2 protein-coding genes are annotated in these 17,778 nt (G+C 53.9%); one reads left to right on the top strand and one right to left on the bottom strand.

All coding sequences use genetic code 11. The features are described 5' to 3' along the window. The first annotated feature begins 538 nt into the window (after positions 1–538). Complete coding sequence (locus AC5JLB_RS24765; RefSeq protein WP_495876494.1) at positions 539–5,377, top strand: AMP-binding protein; 4,839 nt, start codon at positions 539–541, stop codon at positions 5,375–5,377. On the opposite strand, the gene AC5JLB_RS24760 is transcribed toward AC5JLB_RS24765, so the two are convergent. Beyond that, a complete protein-coding gene (locus AC5JLB_RS24760) occupies positions 5,374–17,124 on the bottom strand; it encodes an amino acid adenylation domain-containing protein (protein ID WP_495876493.1) in 11,751 nt (3,916 codons plus the stop codon). The genes AC5JLB_RS24765 and AC5JLB_RS24760 overlap by 4 nt on opposite strands. Positions 17,125–17,778 lie beyond the last annotated feature (654 nt).

Raw genomic sequence — 17,778 nt, 5'->3', positions numbered from 1 at the left:
CTGTCCTTCTAGGTTTGTTAATTCTTGGTTGTCCTGCAAAACACTAATTGGATTATCACTATATAAATTATAGCCTCATCATTTTGAGATAATCGTTTTTAGTTAATGTGATTCCATTATTAACATAACAGTATGGTGAATCAACTGAGAATCTATTGAAACAAAACCTCATAGTTGAAAGCTGTTGTTGATAGATTTTCTCCAACAACACACCATAACAACTCAAGCTAGTGAATTTGCAAAATACTAAGAAAACTGTTGAAAATGGCACTATTGTAAATTTTTTTTGAGGTTTACTAACTGCCGTATTTTGAATAATGAGGCTTGTAGAATGGCTATATTGCTACTTTTAGATTTTCTGTCAGCTCCTCTTCTAGAGAGGTGGCTTGTCTAAAAAACTGCTTCCTTTAAAGATTGTCCAAGCCCCATTGTTACTAAGAACTATCTAAACTATTGTTGAAAATTTTTACAGGTGGTTTCTTACACTTTGCGCACAGCCCCTACCACTGTAGTTGTTGAGAAGGAGTAGTCCTGGGCAATGAGCATCAACCTTCATGAGAATGGGGTAATTGCTGCACTTCTGCGCCACGCTGCGCGCAATCAGGACGCAATCGCCTTTCGGGTCGTTGATGGACAAGGCGAGGTAACCGAATTGCTTACCTATGGACAGCTTACCCGGCGGGCTGGAGGCACAGCGGAGTGGATTACCCAGCAAACCCCACCGATGAGTCGGATTGTGCTAGCCCTGCCAACTGGCACTCAATTCCTTGTCGGGCTGTTTGGTACCTTGATGTCCGGCCGGACGGTCGTACCAGTGCTTGCGCCACGGCACCGTAGTTCGACCCGTTTTCTCTCAGTTCTGAACGACTGCACTCCCAGTTTAGTTCTTGTGCCACCCGATGCTGTCAACGCTACAAGAGCCATCACGACGGTGGGTGAAATCAGAACGTTGGATGATGACCTAGTTGCAGAGCCCTGTCCAGAATTCGTCGAACCATCTGCGACGGCGGTCATTCAATATAGCAGTGGTAGTACTGGCAATCCCCGTGGGGTCTTAGTTAGGCATGAAAGCATAGTAGCCAACAGTAAAATGATATCCGCTGTTTTCGGACACGATGTGGACTCCGACTTCGTAAATTGGTTACCGCTGTTTCATGACATGGGCCTTATCGGTGGCGTCATTCAGCCTGTAATGCTTGGATCTACCTGTACATTAATCCGCCCGGGCGACTTCGCGGCGCGCCCGCGGTTGTGGCTCGAGGTAGTTTCACGCTTTGGTGCCCACACGAGCGGCGGACCAGACGCAGCTTACCGACTTTGCACCCAAGCGATCGAAGATGGTGCTGTGGAGGGGCTAGATTTATCTCGCTGGCACGTTGCGTTCAATGGTTCCGAGCGTGTCTACGAGACGACCTTGCGGAACTTTGCTGCGCGCTTTGCCCCAGCCAACTTCTCCTCCCGAGCATTTCTACCCTGCTATGGACTCGCCGAGGCAACTCTGCTAGTTTCTGGCGCCGCCTGGAAACCCGACCAGCTAGCACATCGTTTCGACCGGGCAGCGTTAGAGAGAGGAGAAGCGGTACCTGCAGCCGTTGGAATTGAGTGTATGGCGCTCGGGGCTCCTGCCCCAGGACTTGAGTTGGCTATCGTCAAGCCGAATCAGGGAACATCCCTGCCTCCAGGGCAGATCGGAGAAATTCGGGTGCGTGGCCCTAGCATATCAAGCGGCTATCACGGTAGACCACCAGATTGCATTGATGCGTGGAAAAGTACCGCCGACTTGGGCTTTCTATACAAAGGAATTCTGCACGTTTTAGGGCGCTTAGACGATGTCATCATTCAATTCGGGCGAAATCTTTTTCCTGACGATATTGAGGCTGCAGCAGGTGCCGGATCAGCCGATCGAGGTTGCCGGATGGCTGCGGTTGACGTAGAGGGACAACTGAATCTCGTCGTCGAAGTCAGCAAGCGGCGTGAGCTAAATACCCTACAAGCTATGGCATCGGAGATGTCCGTCACGGTCAACACTACCCTGGAAGCAGTGGTGGATCGAGTCGTCTTTCTGCGTCGCGGTACGCTGCCCAGAACCTCCAGTGGGAAGATCCGGCGTTCAGCGGCGGCTCAGATGCTGCAGAAAGGCGAGGTGGATGTTCTCGCAGCTTTCACCCTGCTAGGTCCAGCAGGTAAAACCATAGCGGAGCGGGTATCCACCTTTTTGAATTTCTCAAGCACCGAACTCGATCGCCACATCAGTCTGGCAGCGTTGGGCTGCCAGTCCATGCAAGCCTTGGTTCTACGTCACGTGCTCGAACAGGATTATGGCCTTGCACTGCCAGCGGATCAGTGGCTGACCGACCTTTCGATTAATGAGATAGAAGCTCTAATCGCTAGACAGAGCCAATTTGTGGTAGCCACTGAAAGCTGTATACCTCAACCCGATCCTCGTCTGCTAGTCCTGGCTCAATATGCTGCTGCCCCCGATATCGGTGCGCTTAACATTTCCTTTCTAGTGCATGCTGAAGGTCCAGACGTGGGTCCCCGTCTAGCTCGGGCCACAACTTCTGTAATTGGGCTGTATCCGGCCTTGCGACGTGCTCCTATTGCAGATGACTCTATTGCCGGCGGTATGCGCACTGTGGCCCGTGCGCCGGTGCAAGTCAAAGTCGTAATGAACCCACCAGAGGCACTAGATGCCGAGATTCGGCGACCTTTCCGGTTGGAGCGAGAGGCACCATGTCGAGCGACGGTTTATGATCAAGGTGATCGAGCCACACTGTTGCTAGTAATACATCATGCTGCTAGTGACCTTGTGTCGGGGGCGATTTTAGCGCGGCAACTAGCTCAGTCCTGGTCCGGGGTCCTGGTGAGTCGGGGTCCTGAGAGCCCAGACCAAATTGCGTTCATACCAGCCGCTGCGGTTGGCTATTGGCAAGCCCGTCTCACTGATCCACCGCCGATATTTAATGACAGTCGTCGTCTCAGCGCCGGTAACATGATCTCGGTCGTAGTCCCAATCCCTTCATCGGCACTACACCGTCGAGCACGTGCATTGAGAGCTACCGAGTTCGAGGTTTGCCTCGCCGCCTTTGCCCAAGCAACGGCACGTGTGTTTAGTCGTAAGCGTCTGGCGATCCTGACACCAGTCTCACAGCGCAAGGCAGATATGGAGGTAGTTGGCAATCATGTTTTGCCGGTTCCGATCTTTGTAGACGATGCCATGAGCGGCGATTTTGCAACACTGATATCCAATATTCGGGCGAGTTTGAGGCAGGGAACTCGGTACGGCGGTCTGCCCGCTGCAGTAAGCTTAACTGAACGTACGGCAGGTTCACTGTTTTTCGATTTCGCATTTGTGTGGCAGCAGATCCCCTCTGATGCGACAAACTCGCTCGCTGCTTTAACTCTGCCAAGCTTCGGTGCTTGTGCTAAATTCGGTGACCTTACTTTTGAGCGGCCTAGTTTTGCGTTCACACCGTTTCATCCAGTTGAATTTACCCTCATTGTGGAAGCGGAAGGATTGTCTGGACACCTTGTATGCAATGCTCACCTTGTTGACGAGTCGACCGCACAGCAACTGGCAGAGTTCTGGATTGAGCAACTCCTCGATGCCGTCTCGCTAACAACCATTCCACACATTCCTCCTACTCTTGACGAGCCATTATGTTTACATCGCATGTTTGAGCGATGGGTAAGGGAAACGCCGGATGCTAAGGCAATTGGCTTTGATGGTATGTCATACAGCTATAGCCAACTCGATTCTGCCGCAAAGCGTATCGCCCATCTTTGCGGGACTCCGCGTCGAGTCGCTATCATATGCGGCGATGGTCCGGTAGGAGTGGCAGCCATTTTAGCAACTTTGAAGGTTGGTGGCGCATTCCTAGGTCTGCAGCCTAGTGATCCGCCAGCTCGAGTGCAGTCGATCCTGAATGCGGCTTCGCCAGACTTAATCCTGACCGATGTCGATGCATTAACCGACGGTGGGCAAGCTGTCCTTGACGACTGGACGGCATCACCGGTCATTCAGGTGAGTTTTGATCCAATTCCAGTCGAGGCTGAGTCTGAAACACCAAGTAATCCAGAAGCGCCAGCTTATCTAGTCTACACATCAGGGTCGAGCGGACAGCCGAAGGGTATGGTTCATACCCATGCGACTCTAGCTGCTTTCATTAACTGGCAGGCGGAACCGTTAAAGATTAGTCCCGATGCTCGGATGGCGGTGCTAGCTCCTATGGGATTTGACGTTCGCTACTGCGAACTGTTCGGCGCGCTCTGCCTTGGTGCTTGTGCTGTACTAGCGCGGCGTCAGGATCTGCTCCCTGAAACGTTACCGCTATTTCTCGCCGCAAATCGGGTAACTGCCCTGCAAGTACTGCCATCAGCGTTCGCTAGGACGCCGCCAGCGGCTCTGCCTGATGTGCGAGGAATTTTTTTCGTTGGGGAACCGCTGCCGATCCGAACTGCTGCTCGTGCTTTGGGGCAGTTTGGCGAAGATGTCAATATCAGTAATGTCTATGGACCTACTGAAACAGTCGCGGCGTCATGTCATCGGATCGTCCCTGCCGACCTCCGAGCACTTCGCATTCCTGCTGGCATAGCGATCGATGGGCGTCAGCTATACATTGTTGGTGACGACTTGCGTATTTTAGAATGCGGCGACATCGGAGAAATCGTTGTTGAGACTGATGATGTCTGTGCGGCTTACCTTGCCATCGATCCGGCCAGCAGCGACCGTTTCCTCGCTCCTGGTACTATCTTGGGGATCAACGGTCGCGCATTCCGCACTGGTGATCTTGGAACAATCGATTCTGCTGGACGTTTGGTCGTGCTTGGTCGGCTCGATAATCAGATAAAGCTCCATGGAGTGCGATTTGAGCTTGAGGAAATTGAAGCGGCGTTGATTGAGGCTTTGGGTGTCCCTGCAGCTGTCTTTGTAAAATCTGGATGTGATGGATTGCATATTGAGGCCCTCCTCGAAGCGCAATCCATTAATACTTTGAGCTTGCGCCGCCATCTGCTTGAACGCCTTCCAGCCGCAGCAATTCCTACAGCCTTTAGAGCGGTGAACAGCTTACCCAAGCTACCGAACGGCAAAATGGATCGCTCTAGACTCGAAGTGTGGATGCAAGCACAACCAGCCATTCCTACATCTAGTACCAGGGTGCACTCTACGCGAGTTAGCGATGCATGGTGCGCGGTGCTGGGCTTTCCCCCTAGAGGCCTGTACGATAACTTCTTCGCGGTTGGTGGTCATTCCCTACTAGCTATGAAGATGGTTAATCACCTCTCTATCGACGCGGCTAAACCCTTACAGCTGTCTGAGTTTTTGTGGGATCCGACTCCCGCTAGGCTAATCGAAATGGTTGAAGCCGCCGGTTAATCGCCACCCGTTTCAGCAATGGCTGCTGCCAAATCAGACAACGAAATATCGGGCATATCGTCGTAAACCATCTGCGTCTCGGCTCCAGGTAGAATTTCTGCAATAGCATTCAGAGCCTTCATCATCCAGTCGCCAAGACGTTTGATTGTTGAGCGGTGGTGTACGGTATCAGAAAACTCTAGTCGCAGGTGCAGCTGCCCATCTTCGAGATAACCATCAATCTGTAGAAGATTCGGACGGACGTTTTCGGCACCGCTGAGTGGTCCAAGGTCGCAGGGTCGGAGGTTAAATAACCGATCCCGCTCGACTGATCGTTCGATGTCCCCAAAGAAATTATAGGCTACGGCCGTAGTGCCGATCTTTCTAAGGCGTGCGCGAATTTCGGGATCAGGATGATGCTCTGTCAGTAGCCCAAAAGTAATTCCAGCAGGCCCAGTGCGTGCTTGCTGTGTCACTACCATTACATCGGCAACTGGGTCCGGCATTTGTGATAGTACGAAAGCGGCAGGCCAAGCTGCTGCGAACCAGCCAACCGAGCGCGATAGGTTGGCGCCCTTGCCATCAATGCCGTCACGACCAGAATCTTCAAGTGTTAGCGTATGCGCTGTTTGGCCAGTCCAATTCACGAGGGCGCGAAGCAAGGCAGCAAGAACGATTTGATCGAGTCCGGCCTTAAGACCGCGGCTAACTGGTCCGCGTAGGTGCTGAGTGGTCTTGGCGTTGAGCGTAAGCGGCAAGATAGCCGAGGATGCGCTCAGCCCATTGGTTACTCCAGGCAGGTCACGTGGCAGTTCCACGACCGCCGGGTAGCCGAGCCAAGCATCTACCTGAGCTAACACACTCAGCTCAGCGGCCTTAGCCGCTAAGTCCTGGGCTGCACGAGTGAAGGGCATAACTGGTAGCAGTCTTGGAGTTATCCCAGACTCAAGCGCTCGATAAGTGGTTTCGATATCCTGAACGATAATTTCCCAGGATACCTGATCCACCGCTAAATGATGAGCAATCAGCGCAAGCGCTGGAGGTCTCCCGCTACTCCAATCAATGAGAGCTGCCCGCCACAGCTGCCCAGTGCTAATGTCCAAGGCTGCCTGCAGGGGTGCCAAACAGCTAGCAAGGCAGGCAGCTGTATGCGTGATCCGGTCAAGTGGGAGCATCGCAATGTTAGTTGACCGAGCCCTGCTACCATCAGGCGTGAACATTAACCTGAGACCTTCGTGGCGGGCATGCACCAGTTCTAAGGACTGCTCTAACACCTCGGGGTTCAAAACTCGGTTTGTTTCCAACAGCAAAGCTTGGTTGAAATGATTCAGCATTGCCCCACCAGAGCGCAGTAGGTTTGCCTGTGCTGGCGTAGTCGGGGCATCGCCACAGCTTTTGATATCTAAATCAGAGGCTACTGCGTCAGCACAAGCTTTTGCCAGCTCCGCAATAGTGCGACGCCGGAAAGCGTCCCCGGGCTTTAAAGTCAGACCTTCTGCTCGGGCACGTGCCACAAACTGAATGACGATGATGGAGTCACCTCCAAGTTCGAAAAAATCATCATGCCGTCCGATCTTATCGATATGTAGCAGCTCTGACCAGAGTCTCGATATGGTGGTCTCAATCGTCCCTATAGGAGGCTCGAACGACTTCACGAGGTTGGGTCGCAGGTTACTAGGGTGAGGGAGAGCACGACGATCCAGCTTGCCGTGATGTGTATAGGGGATGGCCTTCATTCGCGTGAAACTGGTAGGGATCATGGCCTCGGGCAAGACACGTGATAGGTATTGCCGCAGATCCTGTTCCACGCTGCGGCTAAGTGCTGCGGCAAGAGGTGCATTGGTTAGTGGACTGTTTTGATTCGCTGGTGATGCTGGCACTTGATCCGCTGATGACACCGAGGACCGATTCGCTAGAGGCGCCGCCAGGGGATAAAGCTGTAGATCGAAGCGATCCGGACCACGATTACTCCAGTTCAATTCACACGCAAGGCCAAGGCTCTCCGCCCAGGAATGGAGAGCAGCTGGATCGTACCCTCCGGGATCGGTAGCAATTTGCAGATCCTGAAGAGTCTGGTTGGCGTCCGCAGCTTCCAGCCTAGCGACTGCAGCAACATCCCGGGCAACGCGACTATTAAGCAGACCGACTACACGAACCGGTGCATGAGCGGCGGCGGCGGCCAAGTCGGTGGAGGTGGGGTTTGAACCAATGTCGAGCTCAGCAACTGCTGTCGCTGTCGCTGTATCGAATGCAAGGACCACATCGTAGCGAAAACGTGTAAGCTCGTTGGCGTCCTGCGTCTTCTTGAGCTGCATTTCGACCCGACATAGCCGCGGCCAACGACTGCGTAACGACTCAAAGAATGCAGGGGCAATGAGCAACTCGCTTTCATAGTCACAGGCTATATCAAGCCGGGCTCGGAGATCTGTAGCTAGTGTGTTACCGCGGCTGACCTTCTCTAGGACTGATAAATGGAAACTACGCAGCAGCGACAGATTGCGGACATCCCCGAGAAATATTCGTCCACCTGTCTTCAGGACGGCGACTGCTTGATCAAGTACGGTGAGCAGATAATCGGCACTGGGAAAATATTGAACGGTCGAATTGAGTACGACTAAGTCGAACTGTCTCTCTGCAAGTCCCATGAAATCATGGGCTGGTTGACGTCGCAATTCAATCCTTGTACTACTGCCCATGGATGCAATCACCCTTCGGGACAATTCTAAAGCGCGAGTCGAGACGTCGGTCGCTATGTAATTGAAAGTTTCTGGATCTCGAGCCAGTCCACCCAAAATCATTCCGGATCCGACGCCGATCTCGAGTACGTCCGCATGGGGCAAAGCGATCAGTCGTTTTAGCGTCGCATCCAACCAAGCTTGCATTTCCACTCGGGGTATGGGCTGACCATCATAGCTGTTGATCCAGGTAGCTATTTGAAGTCCGAACAGATCATGGTCGGTGAACGCTGGTACCGCCTCGTTATAGACATCCTGCCAATTGGCCAATCGGAGCGAGGATTCCGCTTCAACACGCGCTTCTTGGGCAACCGCCTTATCGTCAATTACAAAGTAAGCTGCCAGTTTTCTGTTGCCAATTTCTTCACTAATGCTTACCGTGGCGTCTTTGACCAGGGGATGACGCTTGATAACAACCGCAACCTCCTCTAACTCGATGCGATGGCCGCGCAGCTTCACTTGGTTATCGATGCGCCCCAGAAATTCCAGGGTGCCGCTAGGCGTAAGTCTCACTCGGTCGCCGGTTCGGTAGAGTCGTGCAGCGAGGTTTGCCGGATCTGGAATGAATGCTGCGGTGGTGCGCTCGGGGTCATTAATATAGCCTAAACCAACGCAATCGCCACTGATTAGTAGTTCACCTACTGCTCCCACGGGCGCCACTGTCCCATCGACTGTCCAGATATGTAAGCGCGTGTTGGCGATAGGAGAGCCGATGGGTATGCGTGCCTGCTCCTCACCAGGCGGTGCGTTGATGACATAGTGCGCAACGTCATCGGAGCACTCCACCGGACCATACGCGTTGATCATTGGTATGTCCGGATATCGCGCAAGCCAACGACGGCATAGGTCGGGCTCTAACGCCTCGCCAGTGACTATCAGCCAGCGTAGCCTGGGTAGCGGAATCTCTGCTGAGGCTAAGTCTAACAGCGATCGCAAGAATGAAGGCACGACCTCCCAAACAGTCACGCCTGCAGCTGAGATCTGACGAATCAGTTCAGACGGGTTGCGTATTAGTTCGTCATCATAAATCTTGACCACTGCCCCTGCAACTAGGGGGGCGAGCACTTGCCACACGTAAATGTCGAAGGTTTCAGGGGACGTCTGGGCGACTACATCGACAGCTGTCAGTTTGAGAAGATCAATCTTCGCGGTCAAATGGTTGCGCATACCCCGATGACTAACCATTGCGCCTTTGGGTGTTCCGGTGCTGCCTGAGGTGAAGCAAATATAGGCAGGTTCCGACACGGGAACCCCATTGAGTGGCCGTAATACAGGTTCGGCAAGCAGATGCTCGACAATCAGTACTGTGCCACAAGCTTCTGCAGAGATCGCTGCGGCAATCATGGCGCGAACAGAGTCGGCAAGGATGAAATCGCATTGCGCCTTAGTTACCATGGCAGCTGAACGAGCTACAGGAGCCGTGCCACCTAGCAGGATAAAAGTCGCGCCAGTGCGTAGGATAGCCAGTAGAGACAGTGGCACAGCATAGGTTCGGTCCGCAAGTACCGCTACTGTCCGTCCGGGACCGACGCCCTGCTGTGTCAGGGATGCGGCAAGGTGGTCAATATCGAAGGCTAGATCCCTGTAGGTGCGTGTCGAACCTTCGCCGCTTATCGCAACAGCGTAAGGCGACTGTGCGACCTGCCCTTGAATTTGATCAATGATCGACCCTTGGTCTATCTTGCGGTCAGTCCCGATCAATGCCGGACTCCCGTCGCGAGAGCCTAGTTCCGACAACCGGGCCTGAGGCCTTGCTGAGACTTCATCCAGAAGCGCAACGAATCTATCGCAGACGCCTGCAATGGTAGCAGGCTCAAACAGATCGGACCGGAACAGGGCTATACCCTCGATGGTACCTTGGCAACGTTGTAGATTAATTTCTAAATCGAGTCTAGCGATGCCATAATCAAGCGAGCACTGGGTCAGGCTAACCTCGTCTATCGTTCGTCGAAGCGGTTCACCCTCCTGTAAGGTAAGGGCTATTTGAAATAGTGGGTGCAGTCCATATGGCCGACTGGGCTGCAGGAGTTTTGCCAGATAGTTCAGGGGCATTTCCTGATGATCGTAGGCGTCCGGAAGGTTACGGCGGGCCTGCATTAGCAGATCGGCGAAGGATGGGTTCCCCGATAGGTCAAAACGCAGAGGAATTCGGTTTGCCGCAGACGCCACCAAGCGCCGGAATGCTAAAGGTCGCGCTGCTGCGTCGCTCCCAAAAATCACGTCCTCGGCTCCGGTGTACATCCTTAATAGGACAGCAAAGGCGGTGGATAAAACCATGAATTCTGTGACCTTGGCAGCCTTTGAAAGGGTAACCAGGCGACTCGTTAATGTCGAGGATATGATGAAGCGATGAACTGCGCCATCACTTGTGCCAGCGGTCAAGCGAGAGTGGTCCGTTGTCAACGTGAACTCGAGGTTCGCGTCCTTCAGGGCTTTGGACCAAAAAAGTTCCATTTGGCTAAGTTTAGCAGTGGAAAGACGTTCAGCTTGATCCTGGATAAAGCTTCTGAGTGACGGCGCTGGCTCAAGGGTGGGCAATCGTCCGACCGCAAAAGCCTGGTAGGCAAGGATGAATTCCTCAACCAGTATGGCCATCCCCCAGCCGTCACAAGCTACATGGTGTATGACCACCAGCAGTTGAAAGCGATCTGGTGCGCATGTGGCGAGAGTGAATCGTGCCGATGGGGGGCAGGTCAAATCGAAAGGCTCGCGAGCGCGGGCCTTAAAAACCTCGAGCAATCTCTCGTTAGAGAACTCAGATGCATCTAAGTGATTGAGCACCACATCCAAGGTGGACGCGATCCTTTGCCTAATTTCGCCATCCTTAGCAATGAAGCTGCAGCGCAAGGACTCGTGGCGGTTCACGATATAAGAGAGAGCTGAGGCAAGGGCAGCCGTGTTAAGCTGTCCGTTGAGTAACAACAACGCTGCATCGTTGAAGGTTGGGCTATTTGGAGAGATAGCGTGGCTAAGCCAAACCTGTTCTTGGGTTGGTGCCAGAGGCAATAGGGATTCGTTGTCCAAATTGTCCAACCTGCTGACTCTACTGTTCTGGGTCCTCTGATTCTCGCCCAGCCGAGCCAGCAAACTGGCAGGCGTAGGATTCTCAAACAAAGAACGCAGGGGCAAAGTCTCGTTGAACGCCTCCCCAACCCGAGCAATTAGTGTCACTGCGGAGATCGATGTCCCACCTAGGGTGAAGAAGTCGTCATCTGGTTGAACCTCATTTAACTTCAGACACTCCCGCCACAGAGCCAGCATCTGATTGCATCTATTCGTAGATAGTGCTGGCTTGAACTTCCCGGCAACCGACATTGCTGCTGTGTTCGTAATAGTGATCTGTGAGGGAATCAGACTAAAGGGGAGATGGCTAGCGAGGTGGGCGGCCACGTCCGTCGACGTGAGTTCGAAACCCGGAGTTGCCGTCACAATCAACGTCAGTTCCTCATTGTCGAACGCAGCCACAGCCCCCGCTACACCTGGCACGGATAGGGCGAGCGATTCGATCTCGCCCAGTTCTAGCCGACGTCCGGCAACCTTTACCTGTCGGTCAATACGTCCCAACCATTCCAGTTCCCCACTCGGTAGGCGCCGAACGCGGTCCCCCGTACGGTAGAGCCGTGACTCGCCAGCTCGGCTCACAAACCGCTCTGCCGTGCGCACTAGATCACCGACATAGCCGAGCGCTAGGCCCTTGCCAGCGAGACATAGTTCACCTATGTCTGCCAGTGATCCAGTGTTGTCCAGGATATGTACCCTCGTGTTACACAATGCCTGTCCGAGAGTCACACGCTCATCGCCTCGGCTTTGGTCAAATCCCGTAAAATCGGACGCCATGGACCAGATAGTCGCCTCGGTAGGACCGTACATGTTAAGAAGGCGTGCATCCGTCACGCCACTAAGGGCAGTCGCGAGGCTAGCCGATAGAGCCTCACCACCGACCATAATTGTGTCCAGCCTCGTAAGGGCAGCCTTCGTTGCAGAATCGCGTAGCAACATGGCTGCTATTGTTGGTGTGCATTGTAGGTGGCTGACACCGAAAGTCGCAATGTTCTCGGCAATCGAGAGGGCGATTCGCCTTGGTGCGATTTCTACTGGTGATGCAGCGGCACAGGCAGCGCGTACCCAGTCGAGGCGTTGGATACTTGTGATTACTCGGTCGAGATCAGTGTCAAAATCAACAAGGCAAGCGATCTCGCCAACCCCAGCGTTCCAAAATGACCGAGCTCGGTCAATGCACACCGCTGCCTCTCCTACTAGTCCGCACGCACCGGAGAACCGCTGAAGTGAACGTTCGATTAACAGTTCGCGCCGATCTGTGATTTTGGGATTCAAGTCAGGCAAGTCATTTTCCGCCTCAGCGGTTGACAGGTCGAGATAGCGGCGAAGGGCAAGGCGAACTGCTGTTGCCTCGTCTTCACCTTCAGTCACGGCAGCGTGCAGCATCAGCACTACCCTGTCTGTGCGTCCACCATAAGCCCGGTAGCGAGCGATATGTTCACCCAAACTTTCTGGGGTCTGGGCAAGGAGGTGGGTTAGAACTCCAAGGTCCTCCCGTGCAGCTCTGTCCCAACGCGCAGCATCACTGGCTATTGCCACCCACGTCTTGAGTTCGGGTGAAATCGGGCGGGGACGCAAGCTGAGATGTTCACCACTGCAACCAACCACCGTTCCGCCCCGCCAGAGGCGCCTGACTGTTTCAATGTCATCGAAGAACGCCTTCACGCGAGTATTAGGTTCACCATGTCCGAGAATCATAGCCCGAGCATCCCACCCTCGTGCGAAGGCTATTCCAGCCCGGCCATGGGACAGAACATCAATCTGAGCCCAGTCCTCCGCCACCCGAACCGGGTGATGAAGAGGCAGCGTAAGGCTGCCTGCGCGGATCTCGAGCCGAGTTGTGGATACTGCTAGAGCCGCGGCAGTCACGGATGGGTTGGGAAAGTCACCGCCGATTGCGCTGAAATGGCGTTCGGGAACCCAGACCGCCTTGAAGCCCAGATCATCAACAAGCTTTGCCAGATGAACCACCTGCTCCACACCGCCAGCTCCCGTTGGCGGAAAGCAGAACAGACTAAAGTCCGGCCCTTTGCCTCGCAGCGTTGCAGGTGTGCACGACGGCATCCACGTTTCCGGACCCTCCTGAAGCACGACGGTGCCACCATGCGTAAGTGGCCATAAAAGTTCCAGTAGTGAAATGTCAAAGCTGAGGCTAGAGAGGGCAAGGTAAATCGCTGGCTTATCAGGGGGACAAAGGACGTCGATTGCTGCCAGTAGGCTGGCCAAGTTGGACTGGCTAACCAGCACACCCTTAGGAGTGCCTGTACTTCCTGACGTGAACATTAAATAGGCAGGAGATTCCGGTTCTATAACCACAGGCGGAGACGGTTGAGCTGGATATGCCTGTGAAGCGAGCCTCACAGGGATGTCGGTTGATGGCAGCACTGGACCGTCAGTCTCAGTTAGAATCAGACCCGGTGCGGACTCGCGTAAAATTACAGCTAATCGGTCCCTCGGTGTAATCGGATCGACCGGAACAAAACAGTACCCTCGTCCTAGACAAGCCAGCACTGCCGCTACCATTACTGGCTTGCGTGGCAGGGCTAAAACGACTCGGTCCCCTAGCTGTAGTCCAGCATCGTCCATTAAGCGGGATAAACCTTCAACCTCTTGCGCCAGGGTATTATAAGTTGTTCGAGTGTCACGCCAACCTAGTGCTAGTGCTTGAGGATAAGACTCTGCTGCTGCAGCAAATCGTACGGCGACTAATGACGAGCGTACAGATGGGGAACCGCTATTTAGAGCCGGACCGTCAAACACCTCATTTGGAGTCTCAGATAACGACCTCAATGCCTGCTGATAGATCTGAGCGAGTTGAGCAGCGCCGGGGATCGTCTCAGACACCCGAAGGTTGAGTACTACCTGTTCGCTGAACGGGTCGATGGCGAAGTTTGCCGCAATCGGGAAACTCGAGACCTCATGGGTTCGAATCAACTCCAAGCGTATTTTAGCCTTATGCAAGAGACCTCGGACATTATGATAGTCAGTGAAATAAAAGAGAGCTTCGGGTCTTGATCCGCCTGCCTCAAGCATGGCAGCGAACGGAAAGCGGCGGTGGGGATAGTCAGCCAATTCTTCGGACATCAGAGCTTCAGCTAGCACTGCCCAGCTTACTCCAGCAGCAGCCTGCTGCATCGGCACAGTGTTAATGAAGAGACCTAGCATACGATGAGCGTTGGGTAGTTCAGGACGAACTCCGGTCACCACTGCTGTCACCGGCTCAGTTTCGCCAGTAACCTGTGCCAGCACTTTCATATGTGCTGCTAGTAGTAGGGTTTTGACAGGCAGCCGCCACGTTTTGGCTAAGTTGACGAGCGCACGTGACACATTAGCTGGAATCTCTACGGGTATGGTGAGCGTTGCGCTTCGCGCTGATGCGACAGGCCTTTGCTTACGATTGGCGAGCTTGCCAAGCCAGTAGTTGCAGCTCGACTTAGAAGCAAGGGCCAATTGTTCCATTTGGACAAATAGGGCCCCTCCGCGTAACAACGGTGTACATTCAGGTAACTTCTCATCGCGAACCAGTGCGCAGTAATCCTCGAGCAATTCGCGCAGCATAGTAACATCGCTCCAGCCATCAATGACAGCATGATGGAACGACACGCCCAATAAGAAGCTATGCTCCCCTGTGATAATGACGTGGAGACGAACAAGGGGTGGGACAGTTAAGTTGAAGCCACGGTGGCGTTCGGCGGCAACCCAGGCATCCATTGCCGCTTCCTGCACTGCGGGTTCAGCAGCGCTAAGGTCGGACAGCGTCAATAGCGGTACTGGTTTCGCCCAAACTACTGCTAGAGGTGGATTCGCCCCCAAATCAAAGCAAGTGCGCAAAGCTGGATGCCGTATTGCCAAATGTTCTGCTGCTGCTGCTAGATTTTTGGCATTCGCAGGTGCCACGATGCGGTAGACGAACACGTCATGATAGATGCCGATGTCCTTCGCCATTGCGTGCTCAAATATCATACCGATTTGCATGCTGGAGGCAGGAAAGGCATCTTCTGCCTCAGGAGCCACACGTCCTCGTTCTATTGAAGGAACTAGCGCGAAGGGTAGTGGCACCTGCAAAGGTTCGGTATTCATAGACCGTAACCTAGCCGCGTTCGCGATCCTTCTAATAGTGCGATAGGCGAACAGATCGCGGACATCGAGGTTAAAGCCCATGTCCATGGCTCGAACAACAGTTTGAAGCGCTCGCATAGAATTGCCGCCGATTTCAATGAAATCGTCGTCAATACCGACGCACTCTAGCTCCACCACTTCGGCTAACAATCTGCAGAGTGCTGCCTCGACAGCAGTACGCGGTAGAATAGAATCTTTCCGAGCATCGGGAAGATCGACCAGATCTCTAAGCGCATCGCGATCGATCTTTCCGGACATAGTTGTCGGTAGCTTAGCGAGAACAGAGAGGAATCCAGGCCTCATCGGTATAGGTAGACGCTCGGATAATCTTTGACGCAGCACTTCAGTATCGAGTATTGCGCCGAGTATGGGCTCGACGAAGGCCACTAGCACGTTTCGGTGTGAAAGTATTATGGCAGCGTCGGCGACCCCAGCAATTTCGCGCAGCACACACTCAACCTCAGCAGGCTCAATGCGGCGACCATGTAGCTTGATCTGTCGATCTACACGGCCCTCGAGAACTAGCACACCATCTGGTCGCAGTCTGGCAAGGTCACCGGATCGATAGAGCCGATGGGGCATGTGACCCTGCTGAAGATTCTCGATAAACCGTTCAGCGGTTATCTCAAGTGCATTCTGATAGTTCGCTACACCAGGTCCACCGATTAAGATCTCACCTCTCATGCCGATGGGGACAAAGCGTCTGCACTCGTCGACAAGGTGTAGGCTAGCACCAGCGCAGGGACGTCCGATGGGAATTACTGTTTCGTCACCTGTAGCGGCGAAGACGGTGCAACCTACTGTTGTCTCTGTAGGGCCGTATTCGTTCCATATTAGTGTTTTAGGAGCATGCTTTCGCCACGGCAAAATTAGGTCACCGCCCAAAACCTCCCCTCCCAGTACAATAGTTCTTACTGCACCCGCAGGAGGAGTACCGTGCAGGCGGGCGTTAATGAGAGCAAACTGGCTTGGCGTTAGTTTCACCAGGCTTAGATCAGTGCGTTCTGTGAGTCGAGCAGCCAAATCCGCCAGTGGATCATCGAGGGCTGCCATAATCACACGTTGACCGACAACAAGCGGTGCGAGCAGAGTAGTGAGCGTCAGATCTACGGTAAGGCTCGACGATACAACGGCACCGTTGCCGCGCGCAATATGGTAGAAGTGCGCAGCCCAGACGCAGTAGTTCGCCAGCGCTGATTCCGGAACGATTACACCCTTCGGCCTTCCGGTCGTGCCGGAGGTGTAAAGAACATAAGCTGTATTCGCGGGAACCGAAGGCGACAGAGCCAATACTGGGGCAAAGCTGAGGGGCAGTCCCGTCTCCTGGTCCAGCAGAAGGCACGGCCTTCCCGCTAGATAGTCGGGAACAGCTAGTCCCCGATCTATGGCAATGACGAGCCCAGCTCTGACGTCGTCTAGCTGCCAAGCGATGCGGGCAGGTGGATCTTCTTCAGAAAGTGGTAGGAAGGCTGCGCCGGCCTTCAAGATACCTAGAATAGCAATCAGAGCACAGACACTACGACCCATATACAAGGCGACAACTACACCCGGTCCGCCTCCCATCATTTTCAAGTTTGCGGCAATTGCAGTGGCTCTGGCGTCAAGCTGAGCGTAAGTAAGTTTGTATTGGGAATCCTCCACCGCAGATCGGTTGGGGTATTGTATGGCGGTCGTGGCGATGATTTGATGCAGAGGTTCAACTGAAGCAGCTATCACAGACTCCTGATTGAGCCGGTCTTGGTCCGCCTTCGCATGTTCAGGATTCCAGAAGGTGATGTTGAACAAGGGAGCGCCCGGGCTCGACTTCATAGCGATGGCAAGGGTCTCGAGTTCCAGCACGAGCCTCTTGGCCATGGTGTGACTTATGCGTGTGCTATCGAATAAGATTCGAGCTTCGCATCGATTCATATTCGGCGTAAGGCAGAGCTGGAGGAACCAGCGCTCGCTGCAATCCCACAAGGCGATCCGCTCCGCCTCACCGCCTGCTAGAGGCTGCAGTCCGGCAGGCGAGTGGCGCCGCAATCCGTAAGCAAGACCGTTGGTGCCGGCAGGCGGGGCTGCCAGACGTGGGAGAGCCCTATATGCCTCCGAGCAGGCAGCAATCCAATCCCTACTAGTGACGCCATCACCGATGTCATACTTAGTTGCGGGAAGTGGACTGGCAAATGGACCCAGTACATCTGCAAACTCCGGTTCACCCCGCCCATCCCCCATCTCATGAATTGGTGCCTGACCATCACAAGTGTATCTTGATATAAGAAATGCCCAAGCTGCAGCGAGTGTGTCAGCGGTAATCTCGACATTGATAGCTACGGTTTGTGGAGCATAGCGTCCGTGCCTTTGAGGTAAGCATAAGGAGAAATTTTCCGGCTCCGGTGTCTCATGAGCTGGACCAGTTGCGTCGTTGAGCCAAGGTACCACGTCGACGAACGCGGGACTTTGAGCTGGTCGGCCCTCGAGCCGCTCTAGGATTAGCTCCATGCTCTCTATATCAAGAAAGAGGGCTGA

Source organism: Myxacorys chilensis (genome assembly GCF_059505265.1).
This window is presented reverse-complemented; position numbering and strand designations above follow the sequence as displayed.

Coding starts and splice junctions, on each gene's coding strand:
- AC5JLB_RS24765 (WP_495876494.1), top strand. CDS start 539: ATGAGCATCAACCTTCATGAGAATGGGGTAATTGCTGCACTTCTGCGC.
- AC5JLB_RS24760 (WP_495876493.1), bottom strand. CDS start 17,124: ATGGCCAAGAGGCTCGTGCTGGAACTCGAGACCCTTGCCATCGCTATG.